Below are 15,193 nucleotides of genomic sequence, written 5' to 3' on the forward strand. Positions count from 1 at the left end.
CGTGTAGCGATGCTCAAGGAAAACGTCGTAATGAATTTATTACGTGTTCACTCTTAAGACTTGATATTTTTTACGTCTTGCGACGTTGATATCAATCCTGCGAGTGCCCACACAGATTGTCTGATAAATTGTTAAAGAGCGGTGCCACATATCTCGTGTGGCGCGGGGTGCAGATGTTACGCTTTCCCGCTGAAGAGTCAAGGAATTTCTCACTTTTCTCTTTCCAACCCGGCGACTCGTAAGCCGTTGTTCCGTGTCAGTGGAGGCGCATTATAGGGAGTTCTCGGCGGCTGACAACCCCTATTTGCAAAAAACTTTTCGACCGTTGCTTTTTTAGGCAAAAACGCGCTAAAGCGCCAGTTTTTCCAGCTTTTCAAAGCCGTAACGCTGTAAAACGGGCATTAACTGTACAGTTTTCTCGGTAATTGCCATACAGAAAGCGATATTGCTCTCTGTAGAAAAAACTTTTGGCGATTCGTTTTCCAGTAACCAGGCGATGCGACGCGCAATTGCCGCGCCGGAATCAATCAAGCGTGTACCTTCGGGCAGCGCCTGTTGCAGCTCTTCCGCTAATAATGGGAAATGGGTACAGCCAAGCACTACGGTATCCGGCGGTTCTTTCATACGTAGCCAGGGCTGCAGTATCCGCTTTATCTCTTCCATCGACACTTCTTTACCCTGCAACTTCGCTTCTGCCCATTCCACCAGCTCTGCTGAACCCAGCATTTCCGTTTTGCACTCGCCAGCGAAGCGCTTTACCAGTTCATGGGTGTAAGAACGTTTGACCGTGCCCCGCGTTGCCAACAAGCCGACAATACCGTTACGTGTTAAACGAGCCGCAGGCTTGATAGCGGGAACAACGCCCACAACAGGAAAGTCGAAGCGTTCCCGTAATGCGGGAAGCGTGACGGTGCTTGCAGAGTTGCAGGCGATAACTACCAGCGACAGCGGATGCACGCGCGTTACTGCGGTGACGATCTCCAGTACACGTTCGACGATAAACTCTTCGGTTTTTTCACCATAAGGAAAAGCGACGTTGTCGAAGGCATAGATATAGTGCAGATCCGGCAATAGCTGCCGGATCTCATCGTAGACGGAAAGCCCACCAACGCCGGAGTCAAATACCAGCACGGTAGGCCTTGGATCAGAAGGTGTAGCTGCCGCTGAGGTAATACTCCCTTCCTGGAGTTTGATAGCCATAAACTGTCTCGTAATCTTTATCGAACAGGTTGGCTATTCTACCACGAACAGTTAACTGGGATGTGACCGGATACGAAACCGCGAGATCCCACAGGCTGACGCCACCGAGTTTTACCGTACGCGTGGTATAGGAGGTGTTGTAATCTTTGTCGTAGCGTTCTCCCAGATACTGATAGCTCAGCGACCAGTCGAAATCATAGAAGCTGTAATCCAGCTGGTATTTCACCTGCTGTTTTGCACGGCGCACCAGAATTTCATTAGTGGTGCCATTACGCGGATCGACATAATCCCAGGAGAGCGAGTGGCTGACCGGGCCGGTATCAAATGAAGCCGTAGCTTCGACGCCTTTGATCGTTGCCTTACTGATATTGAAATAACGGAAGGTTGTCGGGTCACTGTCGATAAGGTCGTCGATGTCATTGCGGTAACCTGATACGCGCCAGCTAACCGGGCCGGTAAGGCCTTCGAAGCCGCCTTCCCACTGTTTGCTTTTTTCCGGATTGAGATCGCGATTGCCATAGGTTGCACTGTAAACCTGATTAAGGTTAGGCGCTTTAAAAGCGGTACCGTAAGAAGCGAAAACGCTGTAGCCGTCAACGAATTCCCAGGCGGCGCTGGTTTGCCAGGTATTGTGCCAGCCGAAGCTATTATTATCGTCTCCGCGCACCGCGCCTTCCAGCGTTACGCTGCCTACCTTTTGTTGAGCCGTAGCGTAGACGCCTGTATTACGTTGTTCCTGACCTTCGCTGACGTAGTTGGTATTAGGTTCAGAAGTTTGCTTCTGCCAGTCAACGCCCGCACTCACCGTTCCGTAGCCTAACGCAAGGGTATTACCCCATTGCAGGTTGTATTGTTCAACGTCGTCAACCGTTGCTGGCGCAGCGTAGCGGCCAAGGCGAGGATCGTAGTTATAGTCTTTGGTATGGCTATAGCTGGCGATTAGCTGTGTTGAATAGATATCCCGGTTAAAGCGCAGTCCGGTATCCCATGTCTGGCTATAAAGCTGGCGAGTATCTACCAGCGCGCCGGGCACGGTATAACTAAGGCTGCTGTCGTAAGCGGTACGATTATCGTAGCCGTAGCCGCGCACGAATCCGCTGAATTCTTCGTTAAATTGCTGCTCCACGGAACCGTACAGGCTTTTACTCATAAAGCCGTCGCGGTCTTTCTGTGCCGGATCGCCATACACGTCCGGATAGTTGGCGACCACATCGTACCCTTTGGTATAGGTATAGTTGCCCGCTAAGGTAACGCGCGTGTTCTTACCCAACATTTGCTGTGTAGAACCGTCATAGGTCTGATAGCCGTTCGAACCCATACCAGCAGTCAGCGTTGTGCCCGGCTTATCTCGCCCGGTAATAATGTTGACTACACCGCCGATCGCGTCGGAACCGTAGACAGCAGAACGCGCGCCACGTACATATTCAATACGCTGAACCAGAGAAAGAGGGATCTGGCTGAGATCGGAGGAACCGCTAATCCCCGCCTGATTCAGGCGAATACCGTCTATCAGCACCAGCACATGGCTGGAATTGGTGCCGCGGATAAACAGCGAGGTTTGCTGTCCCAGGCCGCCGTTTTGCGCGATATCCACGCCAGGCAAACGGCGCATAACGTCGGCGACGCTTTTGGACTGCCAGCGGTCTATTTCTTCACGCGTTACCACGGTAGTCGGTGCCAGCACAGAGGAAACAGGTTGTGCAAAACGGTTTGCAGTAGTGACCAGCGTGGTTTCAGCTTCCTGCGCAAAGCCATTTTGCGCCCAGAGGGAAAGTGCCGTAGCGCTGAAGGCCAACAGCTTCGGTTTAGTTATCATGGTGTCAAAGCATCCGGTAAATCAGGCAGATGCCGCAGGCATACGAGAAAGAGCGCGCTCGTAAGAGTTGCGACGTAGTCACCGGCAGGTCTTCGGGCTTGGAATCATGAAACGGTGAAGACTTCCCGTCCGAAGACAGTGTCTGCCACCCACGACGACATTCCATACCGCTGCGCGTCAGCTCCAGCTTTTCACTGGATTCCCTTTTAACTTATTGCAAGGCCGGCACCGCATTTTATGTTCAACGAATAGAGGAATCCAGACGTCTGCGAGGCTAAAAGACGCGGGCGCTGGACATTACGCGGCGGATGCCTACAATCGCAGGGCTTTAAAGGCCCTTAACCCAGGAAAGACCATGACTCCCGAACAGCTGCCGATCGAAAATTACGATGCCCAACTGGAAGAGAAAGTAGCCCGTCTGCAAACGCTGATGGTTCCTTTTACCGCGCAGGATGTCGAAGTATTCCGTTCGCCAGTCAGCCACTACCGCATGCGCGCTGAGTTCCGGATCTGGCACGATGGCGACGACCTTTACCACATTATTTTTGACCAGCAGACTCGCCAGCGTATCCGCGTTGATAGTTTTCCGGCAGCCAGCGAGCTGATTAATCAGCTGATGCCTCGCCTGATGGACGCCGTGCGTGATAAGCCAGTTCTGCGTCATAAACTGTTTCAGATCGATTACCTGTCGACCCTGAGCGGGCAAATCGTGGTTTCCATGCTTTACCATCGCGCGCTTACGGATGAGTGGCAGCAGGCGGCCACGGCGCTACGCGACGAGCTAAGAGCGGAAGGCTTCGATTTGCATCTGATTGGCCGCGCAACCAAAACTAAAATCTGTCTGGATCGCGACTACGTGGACGAGCGCCTGCCGGTCGCGGGCAAAGAGCTTGTTTATCGTCAGGTGGAAAACAGTTTTACCCAGCCGAACGCGGCAATGAATATTAAGATGCTGGAATGGGCGCTGGACGTTACCAAAAACGCCAGCGGCGATTTGCTGGAACTGTACTGCGGCAACGGCAACTTCTCTTTAGCGCTGGCGCGCAATTTCCGCCGCGTGCTGGCTACAGAGATCGCCAAGCCTTCAGTTGCTTCCGCCCAGTACAATATTGCGGTTAACCAGATTGATAATGTGCAGATTATCCGTATGGCGGCAGAAGAATTCACGCAGGCCATGAACGGTACTCGTCAGTTTAACCGTCTGGAAGGCATAGATCTGAGCAGCTATGAGTGTGAGACGATTTTTGTCGATCCGCCGCGCAGCGGGCTGGATGAAGAGACGGTGAAAATGGTGCAGGCTTATCCGCGTATTCTTTATATTTCCTGCAATCCGCAAACGCTATGCGATAACCTGGCCACGCTTTCCGCCACGCATGATGTCGAGCGCCTGGCGCTGTTCGATCAGTTCCCCTATACCCATCATATGGAATGCGGCGTGCTGCTGACGCGGCGTTAAGCTGAAAAGAGCGAGGTTTGCCATCGCTCTTTTGAGGTTGATGACAAACTCATTGTCGCGTTTAAAACGGTGACAGAGCAGCAGAGGCAGATCGGAACATGGACACGCCGTGAAATCGTCCCTGATGGCTCAGTTAGCGCGTCCATGCGCCAAACGGTCCACTTATCCGCTCTGCCTCTGCCGCTATCAAGCTGCTGTGTTGCTGTAAAAAGAGGCAGTCCTGATGAAGGGTTCAGGTTTGGCAGCAGTCTGAAAGCGATGCTGGCCATCGCTCTTTTGCTTTTCAGGTCAGCTGTTTTTGCGCGCGCGCAGCTTCAGGCCAATCCAGAACACCAGCGCCACCATCAGAATGGTTTGCACAAAGTTGGAACCGATATCGGGATACTCTGCGCGAACGATAGCGCTGTAAACAAGGATGCCCAGCAGAAAAAACGCGGCGGCAATAGAGGGCATACCGTCCGGCATCGCACGGTTAAGGTAACGCTGATGCAGGCACCAGGCAGACAGGCCCAGCGCAATCAGTGGAAAAACGGAAAACGGCACTATTGAACTGAACAGCACCGAAAAGGTGCCGTTAATAGATAGCCCGGTAAGAAAGGCCAGTAACAGCGTGCCCTTATCCCGGCCAGTCGCTAAACTCATCTCACTCTCCTAATCATGGGAGTCCAGCGTCACCGCCAGCCTCTCCTGTTCACGTCGATACCAGTAATAAGCGCCTTTGGAGATCATCCGTAGCTGCAGTACCAGCCGCTCTTCCAGCTGGCGACGCTGCGCCGCGTCGATATCCAGCGCCTCCGCGCCGGCATTGAATACGATAATGACCATCGCCTCCGCCTGCGCCTCGGTAAAGCTGCGCGGCATGCGATTTTCAATTTCAAGATAGTCCGCCAGTTCGGCGATAAAATGCTGGATTTCACGGGCGACCGCAGCACGGAACGCGGCTGAGGTGCCGGAACGCTCGCGCAAAAGCAGGCGGAAAGCGTTGGGGTTGTTACCGATGAATTCCATAAAGGTGGAGACCGAGGTACGAATTACGCTGCCGCCTTTAGCGATGCGCTGGCGTGCCTGGCGCATTAGCTGGCGCAGCATCAGGCCGCTTTCGTCCACCATGGTCAGGCCCAGCTCGTCGACATCCCGAAAATGGCGATAGAAAGAGGTCGGCGCGATACCCGCTTCCCGGGCGACTTCCCGCAGGCTGAGGCTGGCAAAGCTCCGTTCGGCGCTGAGTTGACTAAATGCCGCTTCGACCAGCGAACGCCTTGTCCGTTCTTTTTGCTGCGCTCTGACGCCCATGTTTGTGCCTGTTTTGCCTGCCAGAATCGCACTATACCAAATTTTTCAGCGTACAGATGCATCAACTTTGTGAATGCCTGTTAACCTTTATTTTGTCAATAAATGGCAAATAAAGCGGTTAGAATTGGGAACCCGCGCACAGGATGTTAGAATAAAGTTGAAAATTTGTATAAAAAAATAGGACGTATTGGTATGCAACAGTCTTATGATTACGACGCTATCGTGATTGGCTCCGGCCCCGGCGGCGAAGGCGCGGCGATGGGCCTGGTAAAACAGGGCGCACGTATCGCAGTGATCGAACGCTATCACAACATCGGCGGCGGCTGTACGCACTGGGGGACTATCCCATCCAAAGCGCTTCGCCATGCCGTTAGTCGTATTATCGAATTCAACCAGAACCCGCTTTACAGTGACCACACGCGACTCCTGCGTTCTTCTTTTGCCGACATTCTTAACCATACGGAAAACGTGATCAGCCAGCAGACGCGGATGCGCCAGGGCTTTTATGAGCGTAACCGCTGCGAACTGTTTCAGGGCGACGCCCGCTTTGTTGATGCCAACACTATTGAAATAGAAACGCATGACGGCACCGTAGAGCGCCTGACGGCAGAGAAGTTTGTTATCGCCTGCGGCTCGCGCCCCTACCATCCTGCCGATGTGGATTTTACCCATCCGCGTATTTACGACAGCGATTCTATTCTGAATCTGCATCATGAACCTGGCCACGTCATTATTTATGGTGCAGGCGTGATCGGCTGTGAATATGCCTCTATTTTCCGTGGACTGAACGTAAAGGTCGATTTAATCAATACCCGCGATCATCTGCTGGCGTTTCTCGATCAGGAGATTTCCGATTCGCTCTCCTATCACTTCTGGAACAGCGGCGTGGTAATTCGCCACAACGAAGAGTTTGAGAAGATTGAAGGCGTCAGCGACGGCGTGATCATGCACCTGAAGTCCGGCAAGAAGGTTAAAGCAGACTGCCTGCTCTACGCCAACGGCCGTACCGGGAATACTGACGCGCTGGGGCTGGAAAACGTGGGTCTGGAAGCGGATGGCCGTGGCCTGCTGAAGGTAAACAGCATGTACCAGACAGCACAGCCGCATATCTATGCGGTCGGCGATGTGATTGGCTACCCAAGCCTGGCCTCTGCCGCTTACGATCAGGGACGTATCGCCGCTCAGGCACTGATTAAAGGCGAGGCGAATGCGCATCTGATCGAGGATATCCCAACCGGTATCTATACCATTCCGGAAATCAGTTCGGTGGGGAAAACGGAACAGCAGTTGACGGCAATGAAGGTGCCGTATGAAGTAGGCCGCGCCCAGTTTAAACACCTGGCCCGCGCGCAGATTGTGGGGATGAACGTCGGCAGCCTGAAGATCCTCTTCCACCGTGAGACCAAAGAGATTTTGGGGATCCACTGCTTTGGCGAGCGCGCCGCCGAGATTATTCATATCGGCCAGGCCATCATGGAACAGAAAAATGGCGGCAACACGATAGAGTACTTCGTGAATACCACCTTTAACTATCCAACGATGGCCGAAGCCTATCGCGTGGCCGCGCTTAACGGTCTAAACCGCCTGTTTTAACGTGTCCTTCATATAGCCCTGCATATGGGTGCGGATCGCCTCTGCCAGCTGCTCATAGCGGCCGCGCAGCGGCGAGCCTGGCCGGTAAACCAGCGCGATGGTGCGCTGCGGTTCCGGCTTGTAGCACGGCAAATAGCAAACGCCGTCGCGCACGCGCTCTTTTGGCACCGCCAGCGCAGGCAGCAGCGTAATACCGCTACCGGCCGCTACCATATTGCGCAGCGTCTCCAGACTGGTGGCGCGGAAATGCGTATCTTCATCCGCGCCCGCCTGGAAACAGAAGCCCATCGCCTGGTCGCGTAAGCAGTGGCCATCTTCCAGCATTAGCAGCTTCTCGCCAGAAAGATCGGACATCGGCACGCGATCGCGCTCGTTCCACGGGTGATCCTGATAGATCGCCAGCTTCATTGGCTCGTCAAACAGCGGGACTTCGATAAAGGCTTCCGACTCTTTCACCAGCGCCAGAATAGCGCAGTCGAGCTTGCCGCTGTCCAGCTGCGCCAGCAGCTGCTGCGTCTGCGCCTCGTGCAGATACATCTCCAGCTTGGGAAAGGTTTTATGCAGCGTCGGGATAATTTGCGGCAGCAGATAGGGGCCAACGGTTGGGATCAGCCCGATATGCAGCGGCCCGGACATTGCCTCGCCCTGCTGGCTGGCCATCTCTTTCAGGACTTTGACCTCGCGCAGCACGGTGCGCGCCTGATCCACCAGCAGCAGGCCAGCCTGAGTAAAAAGCACTTTACGGCTGGTGCGCTCTAACAGCATAACGCCCAGCTCGTCTTCCAGCTTGCGGATTTGTCCGCTGAGCGTGGGTTGGCTGACGTGGCAGGCATCCGCCGCACGCCGGAAATGGCGATGTTCCGCCAGGGCTACCAGATACTCAAGATCGCGAATGTTCATTCTGTTCCTCCGAACCACGATAGTTCGTGGCGATAGATAGAATAGCAATCAACGATTATCCCTATCAAGCCTGAATGATAATAATGTCCCCCGTTCGAGAGATGAATCACTTTTACCCCTAAACATGAGGTAGTTTATGTTTGCAAGTCAGGAAGGTAAGTCAGTCCCGCAGGTCACTTTTCACACGCGTCAGGGCGACAGCTGGGTAGACGTCACGACTGATGAGCTGTTTAAAGACAAAACTGTCATCGTATTTTCATTGCCGGGTGCGTTTACGCCAACCTGTTCGTCAAGCCATCTGCCGCGCTATAACGAGCTGTCTGACGTTTTCAAAAAGCATGGCGTGGACAATATTCTGTGCGTATCGGTCAACGACACCTTTGTAATGAACGCGTGGAAAGCCGATCAGCACGCTAACAACATCACTTTTATTCCGGATGGCAACGGCGACTTTACTCGCGGCATGGAAATGCTGGTCGAGAAAGCGGATCTGGGCTTTGGCCCGCGCTCATGGCGCTACTCTATGCTGGTGCGTAACGGCGTGGTAGAGAAGATGTTTGTTGAGCCAAACAAGCCGGGCGACCCGTTTGAAGTGTCTGATGCCGACACCATGCTGCGTTACCTGGCACCGGAGTTCAAAGTACAGGAATCCGTTTCCCTGTTCACCAAGCCTGGCTGCCCATTCTGTGCCAAAGCCAAGCAGATGCTGCTGGATCGCGGCATTCAGTACGAAGAGATCGTGCTGGGCCAGGATGCGACAACGGTTAGCCTGCGCGCTGTAACCGGCCGTGCTACCGTTCCACAGGTCTTTATCGGCGGACGCCACATCGGCGGCAGCGACGACCTGGAGCAGTTCTTTTTAGCATAACGAATTAAGAAGGCGAGTCTCTGCCCGCCCTCTTATGTGCCTAAAATTAATAATAAAGTCGAAATTTAGTTGGCGGGCCTGATGCCCGCCTTTTTTCGTTTTTACGCCAGACGGTTTTTCGCGTCGGTAATCGCCAGCGAAACCTGATGGGGAGAGACGCCGCCTTTGGCGTTACGCTTGTCCAGGCAGGACTGCAAAGACAGAATTGGATAGACGTCTTCACCAATCGTATCGCTGTATTTTTGCAGCTCTTCCAGCTTCAGCGCTTCCAGCGCTACGCCTTTGCCGATGGCCGCTACCACTACTTCGCCTACAATATGATGCGCTTCGCGGAACGGTACGCCTTTGGCGACCAGATAATCTGCCAGTTCGGTGGCGTTTGCATAACCTTGTTCCGCCGCTTCCTGGCAGCGTGGGCGTTTCACTTTGATATCGTCCAGCACCAGGGCCGCCATGTGCAGGCAGTCTGACCAGGTATCCAGCGCGTCGAACAGCCCTTCTTTGTCTTCCTGCATATCTTTGTTGTAGGCCAGCGGCAGGCCTTTCAGCGTCATCATCATGCCGGTCAGCGCGCCCTGCACGCGGCCGCACTTGCCGCGGATCAGCTCCAGCGCGTCCGGGTTTTTCTTCTGCGGCATCAGCGATGAGCCGGAAGTCACCTTATCAGAGAGCTCAACAAAGCCGGATTCACCGGTATTGAAGAAAATCAGGTCTTCCGCAAAGCGGGAAAGGTGCACCATGCCGATAGAGGCATCGGAAAGCAGCTCCAGCACATGGTCGCGGTCGGAAACGGTATCCAGACTGTTGCGGGTTGCAGAGGCGAAGCCCAGCCAGCCAGCCAGCTGTTCGCGATCGATTTCATAGGCCGTTCCGGCCAGCGCACCGCAGCCCAGCGGGCTAACGTCCAGGCGTTTTAACGTATCCTGCAGGCGGCTTTCGTCACGTGCCAGCATCTCTACGTAGGCCAGGCACCAGTGCGCGAAAGTCACCGGCTGCGCGCGCTGTAAGTGGGTATAGCCAGGCATTACCGCGTCCTGGTTCGCTTCTGCTGTTGCCACCAGCGCTTGCTGTAACTGGCGCGTGGCAATCAGCAACTCGCTAACCTGTGCTTTGCACCAGAGTTTCAGATCGGTAGCGACTTGATCGTTACGGCTACGGCCGGTATGCAGTTTTTTACCCAGCGCGCCGACTTTCTCAATCAGGCGGCCTTCAACATAGCTGTGAATATCTTCCGCATCGCTTTCCAGGATCTTTTCCGGGTTGGCGCGCACTTCTTCCAGCAGCACGTTCAGCGCGCTTTCCAGCTGCTGCTGCTCTTCCGTCGTCAGAACATTGACCGTCACCAGCGCTTTGGACCAGGCTACGGACCCGACGATGTCCTGCTCTGCCAGACGATAGTCAAAGCGCAGCGAGTCATTAAACTGTTTGAAACGTTGATCTGCTGCCTGAGTAAACCGTCCACCCCAAAGTGCCATGTCAGTGCTCCATTAAATTCGTTGAGTTTTTAAGGCGGAGAAGCTCCGCCTGTTTCATTCGGGCAAAACGGCGCATTCCTTTAGCCTGTTACCCGATGAGTTTCTTCCCTGAAACGCCCGTTACTTCTGCTTTTTCTCGTTCAGCGCGCGGATGCGTGAAGAGAGCGAGAACAGACGGATAAAGCCGCCCGCGTGGCTGTGGTCGTAAACTTCGTCTTCGCCGAAGGTCGCGAACTCTTCGGAGTAGAGGCTGTTGGCCGATTTCTTCTGGATCGCGGTAACCTGGCCTTTGTAGAGCTGCAGCACCACTTCGCCGTTTACTTCTTCTGCCAGGGACTCAGCAGCGGCCTGAATGGATTTACGCAGCGGCGCGAACCAGCGGCCATCGTAAACCACATAGGACATCTCGTGGCCCAGCTGCTCGCGCCATTTGAAGCTGTCGCGATCCAGTACCAGCTGCTCAACCGCACGCAGCGCGTTGACCATAATGGTGCCGCCAGGGGTTTCGTAACAGCCGCGCGACTTGATGCCGACCAGACGGTTTTCCACGATATCGATACGGCCCACGCCGTGTTTAGCGCCGATAACGTTCAGTTTTTCCAGGCAGCCAAACGGGCTTAACGCTTTGCCATTTACGGCAACTACGCGGCCTTTCTCAACTTTAACCGTAACCTGCTCCGGCTGATCTGGCGCTTCCAGCGGATCCACAGTCCAGACCCAGCAATCTTTGTTCGGCGCATTCCACGGGCTTTCCAGCACGCCGCCTTCGGTAGAGATGTGCCACGCGTTTTCGTCGCGGCTGTAGATTTTTTCCAGCGACGCGGTGGTCGGGATATTGCGCTCTTTCAGGTAGTCCAGCAGCGCTTCACGGGAACGCAGATCCCACTCACGCCACGGTGCAACCACTTTCAGCTGCGGAGCCAGCGCGGTATAGGTAGTTTCAAAACGAACCTGGTCGTTGCCTTTGCCGGTCGCGCCGTGGCACAGCGCATCTGCGCCTACTTTCAGCGCCAGCTCAACCTGCGCTTTGGCGATGATTGGGCGAGCCATGGAAGTACCCAGCAGGTAAGTGCCTTCATACAGCGCGCCGGTTTGCAGCACTGGATAGACATAGTCGCTGATAAACTCTTCGCGCAGATCCACTACGTGGCACTCAGAAGCGCCAGACTGCAAAGCTTTCTGCTCAACGCCTTCCAGATCGCCACGCTCCTGGCCGATATCGGCCACGAAAGCGACCACTTCACAGCCGCCGTAGTTCTCTTTCAGCCACGGAATAATCGCGGAGGTATCCAGACCGCCGGAGTAAGCCAGAACGATTTTTTTGATGCTTTTATCTTGCATTGTCTTTTCCTTGAACCTGTTAAGCGAGGATCCGGGTGCCGATGGACACGCCGTTGAATAGGGTTGGCAGCTGCTCGGCATGACGCCAGCTGGCGATATCCACCGGACGGCCCAGCGTGCGGGCGGCATCCAGCGCGGCGTTGACTTTAACGATCATGCCGTCGGTAATAATGCCCTGGGCAATCAGCTGCCCGGCCAGCGCCGTAGTCATTTCTTCGATGCGCTGGCCTTTGCCGTCCAGAATGCCGCTGACGTCGGAAAGCAGCACCAGGTCAGCGCCCAGCGTCGCGGCCAGCGCGGTGGCGGCCTGATCGGCGTTGACGTTCATCAGCTTGCCGTCTTCGGTAATGCCGATAGAGCTGATTACCGGTAAATAGCCAGAGGCCAGCAGCGTATTAATCAGTTTTGGGTTGCCCGGCGTCGCCTGGCCCACATGGCCCAGCTCTTCATCGAAAGCCGCCACTTCGACGCTGCCGCCATCGCCCAGGCAGAGGCCGACCGCATCAATGCCGTGCTTTTTCGACCAGGCCAGCAGCGTTTTATTAGCGGTGCCCGCCAGCGCGCCGGTAATGATGTCGATTTGATCGGCAGGCGTCACGCGCAGGCCGTTTTTCTTCTTCACCGGCAGCGCCAGCTTTTTCATCAGCTCGTCCACCAGGCAGCCGCCGCCGTGCACGATCAGCAGCGGACGCTGATGGCTTTCGCGGTAGGCAACAAGGGCATCGAACAGCCGCGCCAGCGCTTCTTCACTGTCCAGCAACACGCCGCCGAGTTTGATAATTAGAGGATTGGTCATTGGCTTTCTCACTGATTAAATAAGCGACTGCGTTTCCGGAAAACCGAAACGAATATTCATACACTGCACCGCCTGCGACGATGCGCCTTTCAGCAGGTTATCTTCCGCCGAGACGATAATCGCGTGCTCGCCCTGCACGGCAAAGCCGATATCGCAGAATGGCAGGCCGACTACGCCTTTAATTGACGGCACGCCTTTATCATAGACGCGCACCAGCGGCTTATCGTGGTAGGCAGTGTGGAAAGCTTCGGCTACATCTTCCCGCGTTACGCCAGCCTTCAGCCGACAGGTAGTAGTAGCCAGAATGCCGCGCGGGAAGTTGCCCAGATGCGGCGTAAAAATCACCGGCACGCCCAGGTGCGCGGCGATCTCCGGCTGATGGCGATGGGTGAAGATACCGTAAGGCTGTAAGCTGACTTCGCAAAAGCTGGTGGTCACGGAAGCCTTGCGGCCTGCGCCGCTGACGCCGCTGGTGGCGTTGATTACCGGCCACTGCGCTTCGTTCAGCAGGTTCGCCTCGATCAGCGGCTTCAGCGCCAGCTGCGCGGCTGTTGGATAGCAGCCTGGAACCGCGATTAGCTGCGCTTCCTTCAGCTTGCCCTGCTGCCATTCCGCCAGGCCGTAAACCGCTTTCGCCAGCCACTCTTTGTGCTGGTGCGGAAAACCGTAATAGTCGGTGAAGAAGCTCTCTTCATTGACACGGAAGGCTGCCGACAGATCGAATACCACACAGCCTGCGGCCAGAAACTCCGGTGCCAGATCGTGGCTGACTTCATGCGCCGTTGCCAGGAACACCACATCCACTTTATCCGCGAACTGCGCTGCATTGCTCAGCGGCTGCAGCGGCATATCCAGAATACCCTTTAGCTGCGGATGCAGATCGGAAAGCAATTTTCCTGCATCAGGGCTTTGCGCTGATACCGCCAAAGCGGTTATGTTCACCTGAGGGTGACGATTCAGGTAGGTCGCAAGCTCTACGCCAGCATAGCCACTGGCACCAACAATCAGCGTATTTAACATCGGACACCTTATTACGGTCTCGGGTTTCGGATAGCGGCTTTACGCCCTCTTTCCACGCGGTTAGCGCCGGTTATGCAGGAAATTTCATTTCCATCCCCACGCCATTAATGTATTTTTATTCACTATTAGTGCATGAATATTGATACTATCCTAACGCAAGGACTGTCAACAGTGAAGACAAAATTACCGCCTTTTATCGAGCTTTACCGTGAGTTGATCGCTACGCCGTCCATCAGCGCCACCGACAGCGCGATGGATCAGAGTAATGAGACTTTAATCAATTTGATGGCGGGCTGGTTTCGCGATCTTGGCTTTGAGGTTGAAGTCCAGCCGGTGCCGGGCACGCGGCACAAATTCAATATGCTGGCGCGTACCGGCAGCGGCGCAGGCGGCCTGCTGTTGGCCGGGCACAGCGATACGGTGCCGTTCGACGATGGTCGCTGGACGCGCGATCCTTTTACCCTGACAGAACACGACAACAAGCTCTATGGCCTGGGCACAGCGGATATGAAAGGATTTTTCGCCTTTATTCTGGATGCGCTGCGCGATGTCGATGTCACCAAACTGAAAAAGCCGCTTTATGTGCTGGCGACTGCCGATGAAGAGACCACCATGGCAGGCGCGAAGTATTTTTCTGAAACCGCTACCGTACGGCCAGACTGCGCCATTATCGGCGAGCCGACTTCGCTACAGCCGGTGCGCGCGCACAAAGGCCATATGTCGAATGCGATCCGTATCGAAGGCCAGTCCGGCCATTCCAGCGATCCCTCGCGCGGCGTTAACGCCATTGAGCTGATGCATGAGTCGATTACGCAGCTGATGGGCCTGCGCAACACGCTGAAAGAGCGCTATCGCCACGACGGTTTCGCTATTCCCTATCCCACCATGAACTTCGGCCATATCAATGGCGGCGATGCTTCAAACCGCATCTGCGCCTGCTGCGAACTGCATATGGATCTGCGGCCGCTGCCGGGCCTGACGCTGAACGAGCTGGAAGGTCTGGTGCTGGAGGCGCTGGCGCCGGTCAGCGAGCGCTGGCCAGGACGCGTTAATGTCAGCCAGCTGCATCCGCCGATCCCCGGCTATGAGTGTCCGCCCGATCACCGTCTGGTGAAAGTGGTCGAAAAACTGCTTGGCACGGAAACCAGCATCGTAAACTACTGCACCGAAGCGCCATTTATCCAGGAACTCTGTCCGACGCTGGTATTAGGGCCAGGTTCGATTAACCAGGCGCACCAGCCGGATGAATATATCGATACCGCATTTATTAAACCTACTCGTGAACTGATTACGCAGGTTGTGCAGCATTTCTGCTACCACTAAGCGGAAACCGGGGTTTTTGGCGGGCAAAACCGCCTTTTGCCCCGGCTTTATCGCCCGTTTGCCGATAAGAATAACTTATCTCACTGCGGCTCTGTTAAATTTCATAAATTCC

13 protein-coding genes and 1 riboswitch are annotated in these 15,193 nt (G+C 54.9%); of the genes, 4 read left to right on the forward strand and 9 right to left on the reverse strand.

Features of this window, described 5'->3' with window-relative positions:
* Positions 1–348: 348 nt before the first annotated feature.
* Together murI and btuB are read right to left on the reverse strand one after the other, a co-directional pair.
* Entirely contained in the window at positions 349–1,200 is an 852-nt protein-coding gene (gene murI, locus ACETPC_RS19405; RefSeq protein ID WP_380184129.1) for a glutamate racemase, read from the reverse strand.
* On the reverse strand, positions 1,145–3,016 hold the full coding sequence (gene btuB / locus ACETPC_RS19410; RefSeq protein WP_380184130.1) for a TonB-dependent vitamin B12 receptor BtuB: 1,872 nt from the start codon (positions 3,014–3,016) through the stop codon (positions 1,145–1,147). Before btuB ends, murI begins: the two co-directional genes overlap by 56 nt.
* A 65-nt stretch (positions 3,017–3,081) precedes the next feature.
* A riboswitch (cobalamin riboswitch) is annotated at positions 3,082–3,258 on the reverse strand.
* Positions 3,259–3,371: 113 nt separating this feature from the next.
* Between btuB and trmA the strand changes: the two genes are divergently transcribed.
* Positions 3,372–4,472 carry a tRNA (uridine(54)-C5)-methyltransferase TrmA gene (gene trmA, locus ACETPC_RS19415; protein WP_380184131.1) on the forward strand — a complete coding sequence of 367 codons (1,101 nt, stop codon included), beginning with the start codon at positions 3,372–3,374 and terminating at the stop codon, positions 4,470–4,472.
* Positions 4,473–4,760: 288 nt separating this feature from the next.
* Here trmA and ACETPC_RS19420 read toward each other — a convergent pair whose 3' ends face one another.
* Together ACETPC_RS19420 and fabR are read right to left on the reverse strand one after the other, a co-directional pair.
* Positions 4,761–5,114, reverse strand: a complete 354-nt coding sequence (locus tag ACETPC_RS19420; RefSeq protein ID WP_380184132.1) for a YijD family membrane protein — start codon at positions 5,112–5,114, stop codon at positions 4,761–4,763.
* Positions 5,115–5,123: 9 nt separating this feature from the next.
* Positions 5,124–5,765: an HTH-type transcriptional repressor FabR gene (gene fabR, locus ACETPC_RS19425; protein ID WP_380184133.1), complete on the reverse strand. Its 642-nt coding sequence runs from the start codon at positions 5,763–5,765 to the stop codon at positions 5,124–5,126.
* 192 nt (positions 5,766–5,957) lie between these two features.
* On the opposite strand from fabR, the gene sthA reads away from it, so the two are divergent.
* A complete protein-coding gene (sthA, locus tag ACETPC_RS19430) occupies positions 5,958–7,358 on the forward strand; it encodes a Si-specific NAD(P)(+) transhydrogenase (RefSeq protein ID WP_380184134.1) in 1,401 nt (466 codons plus the stop codon).
* On the opposite strand, the gene oxyR is transcribed toward sthA, so the two are convergent.
* On the reverse strand, positions 7,341–8,258 hold the full coding sequence (gene oxyR / locus ACETPC_RS19435; RefSeq protein ID WP_380184135.1) for a DNA-binding transcriptional regulator OxyR: 918 nt from the start codon (positions 8,256–8,258) through the stop codon (positions 7,341–7,343). The two genes, sthA and oxyR, sit on opposite strands and share 18 nt — an antisense overlap.
* 136 nt (positions 8,259–8,394) lie before the next feature.
* On the opposite strand from oxyR, the gene ACETPC_RS19440 reads away from it, so the two are divergent.
* The gene (locus ACETPC_RS19440) at positions 8,395–9,126 is read left to right on the forward strand and encodes a glutathione peroxidase (protein WP_125290556.1); all 732 of its coding nucleotides are present in this window, start codon (positions 8,395–8,397) and stop codon (positions 9,124–9,126) included.
* A gap of 101 nt (positions 9,127–9,227) precedes the next feature.
* On the opposite strand, the gene argH is transcribed toward ACETPC_RS19440, so the two are convergent.
* The 4 genes from argH to argC all read right to left on the reverse strand — a co-directional run bounded on the left by argH (position 9,228) and on the right by argC (position 13,758).
* Positions 9,228–10,601: an argininosuccinate lyase gene (gene argH, locus ACETPC_RS19445; RefSeq protein ID WP_380184136.1), complete on the reverse strand. Its 1,374-nt coding sequence runs from the start codon at positions 10,599–10,601 to the stop codon at positions 9,228–9,230.
* A gap of 120 nt (positions 10,602–10,721) precedes the next feature.
* The gene (locus ACETPC_RS19450; RefSeq protein ID WP_380184137.1) at positions 10,722–11,942 is read right to left on the reverse strand and encodes an argininosuccinate synthase; all 1,221 of its coding nucleotides are present in this window, start codon (positions 11,940–11,942) and stop codon (positions 10,722–10,724) included.
* Positions 11,943–11,961: 19 nt separating this feature from the next.
* The gene (gene argB / locus ACETPC_RS19455) at positions 11,962–12,738 is read right to left on the reverse strand and encodes an acetylglutamate kinase (protein WP_380184138.1); all 777 of its coding nucleotides are present in this window, start codon (positions 12,736–12,738) and stop codon (positions 11,962–11,964) included.
* 15 nt (positions 12,739–12,753) lie between these two features.
* Positions 12,754–13,758, reverse strand: a complete 1,005-nt coding sequence (gene argC, locus ACETPC_RS19460; protein ID WP_380184139.1) for an N-acetyl-gamma-glutamyl-phosphate reductase — start codon at positions 13,756–13,758, stop codon at positions 12,754–12,756.
* A gap of 171 nt (positions 13,759–13,929) precedes the next feature.
* On the opposite strand from argC, the gene argE reads away from it, so the two are divergent.
* Complete coding sequence (argE, locus tag ACETPC_RS19465; protein ID WP_380184140.1) at positions 13,930–15,081, forward strand: acetylornithine deacetylase; 1,152 nt, start codon at positions 13,930–13,932, stop codon at positions 15,079–15,081.
* The last annotated feature ends 112 nt before the right edge of the window (positions 15,082–15,193 follow it).

This window comes from Pantoea sp. sgz302252, assembly GCF_042610525.1.
GTDB lineage: Bacteria > Pseudomonadota > Gammaproteobacteria > Enterobacterales > Enterobacteriaceae > Erwinia.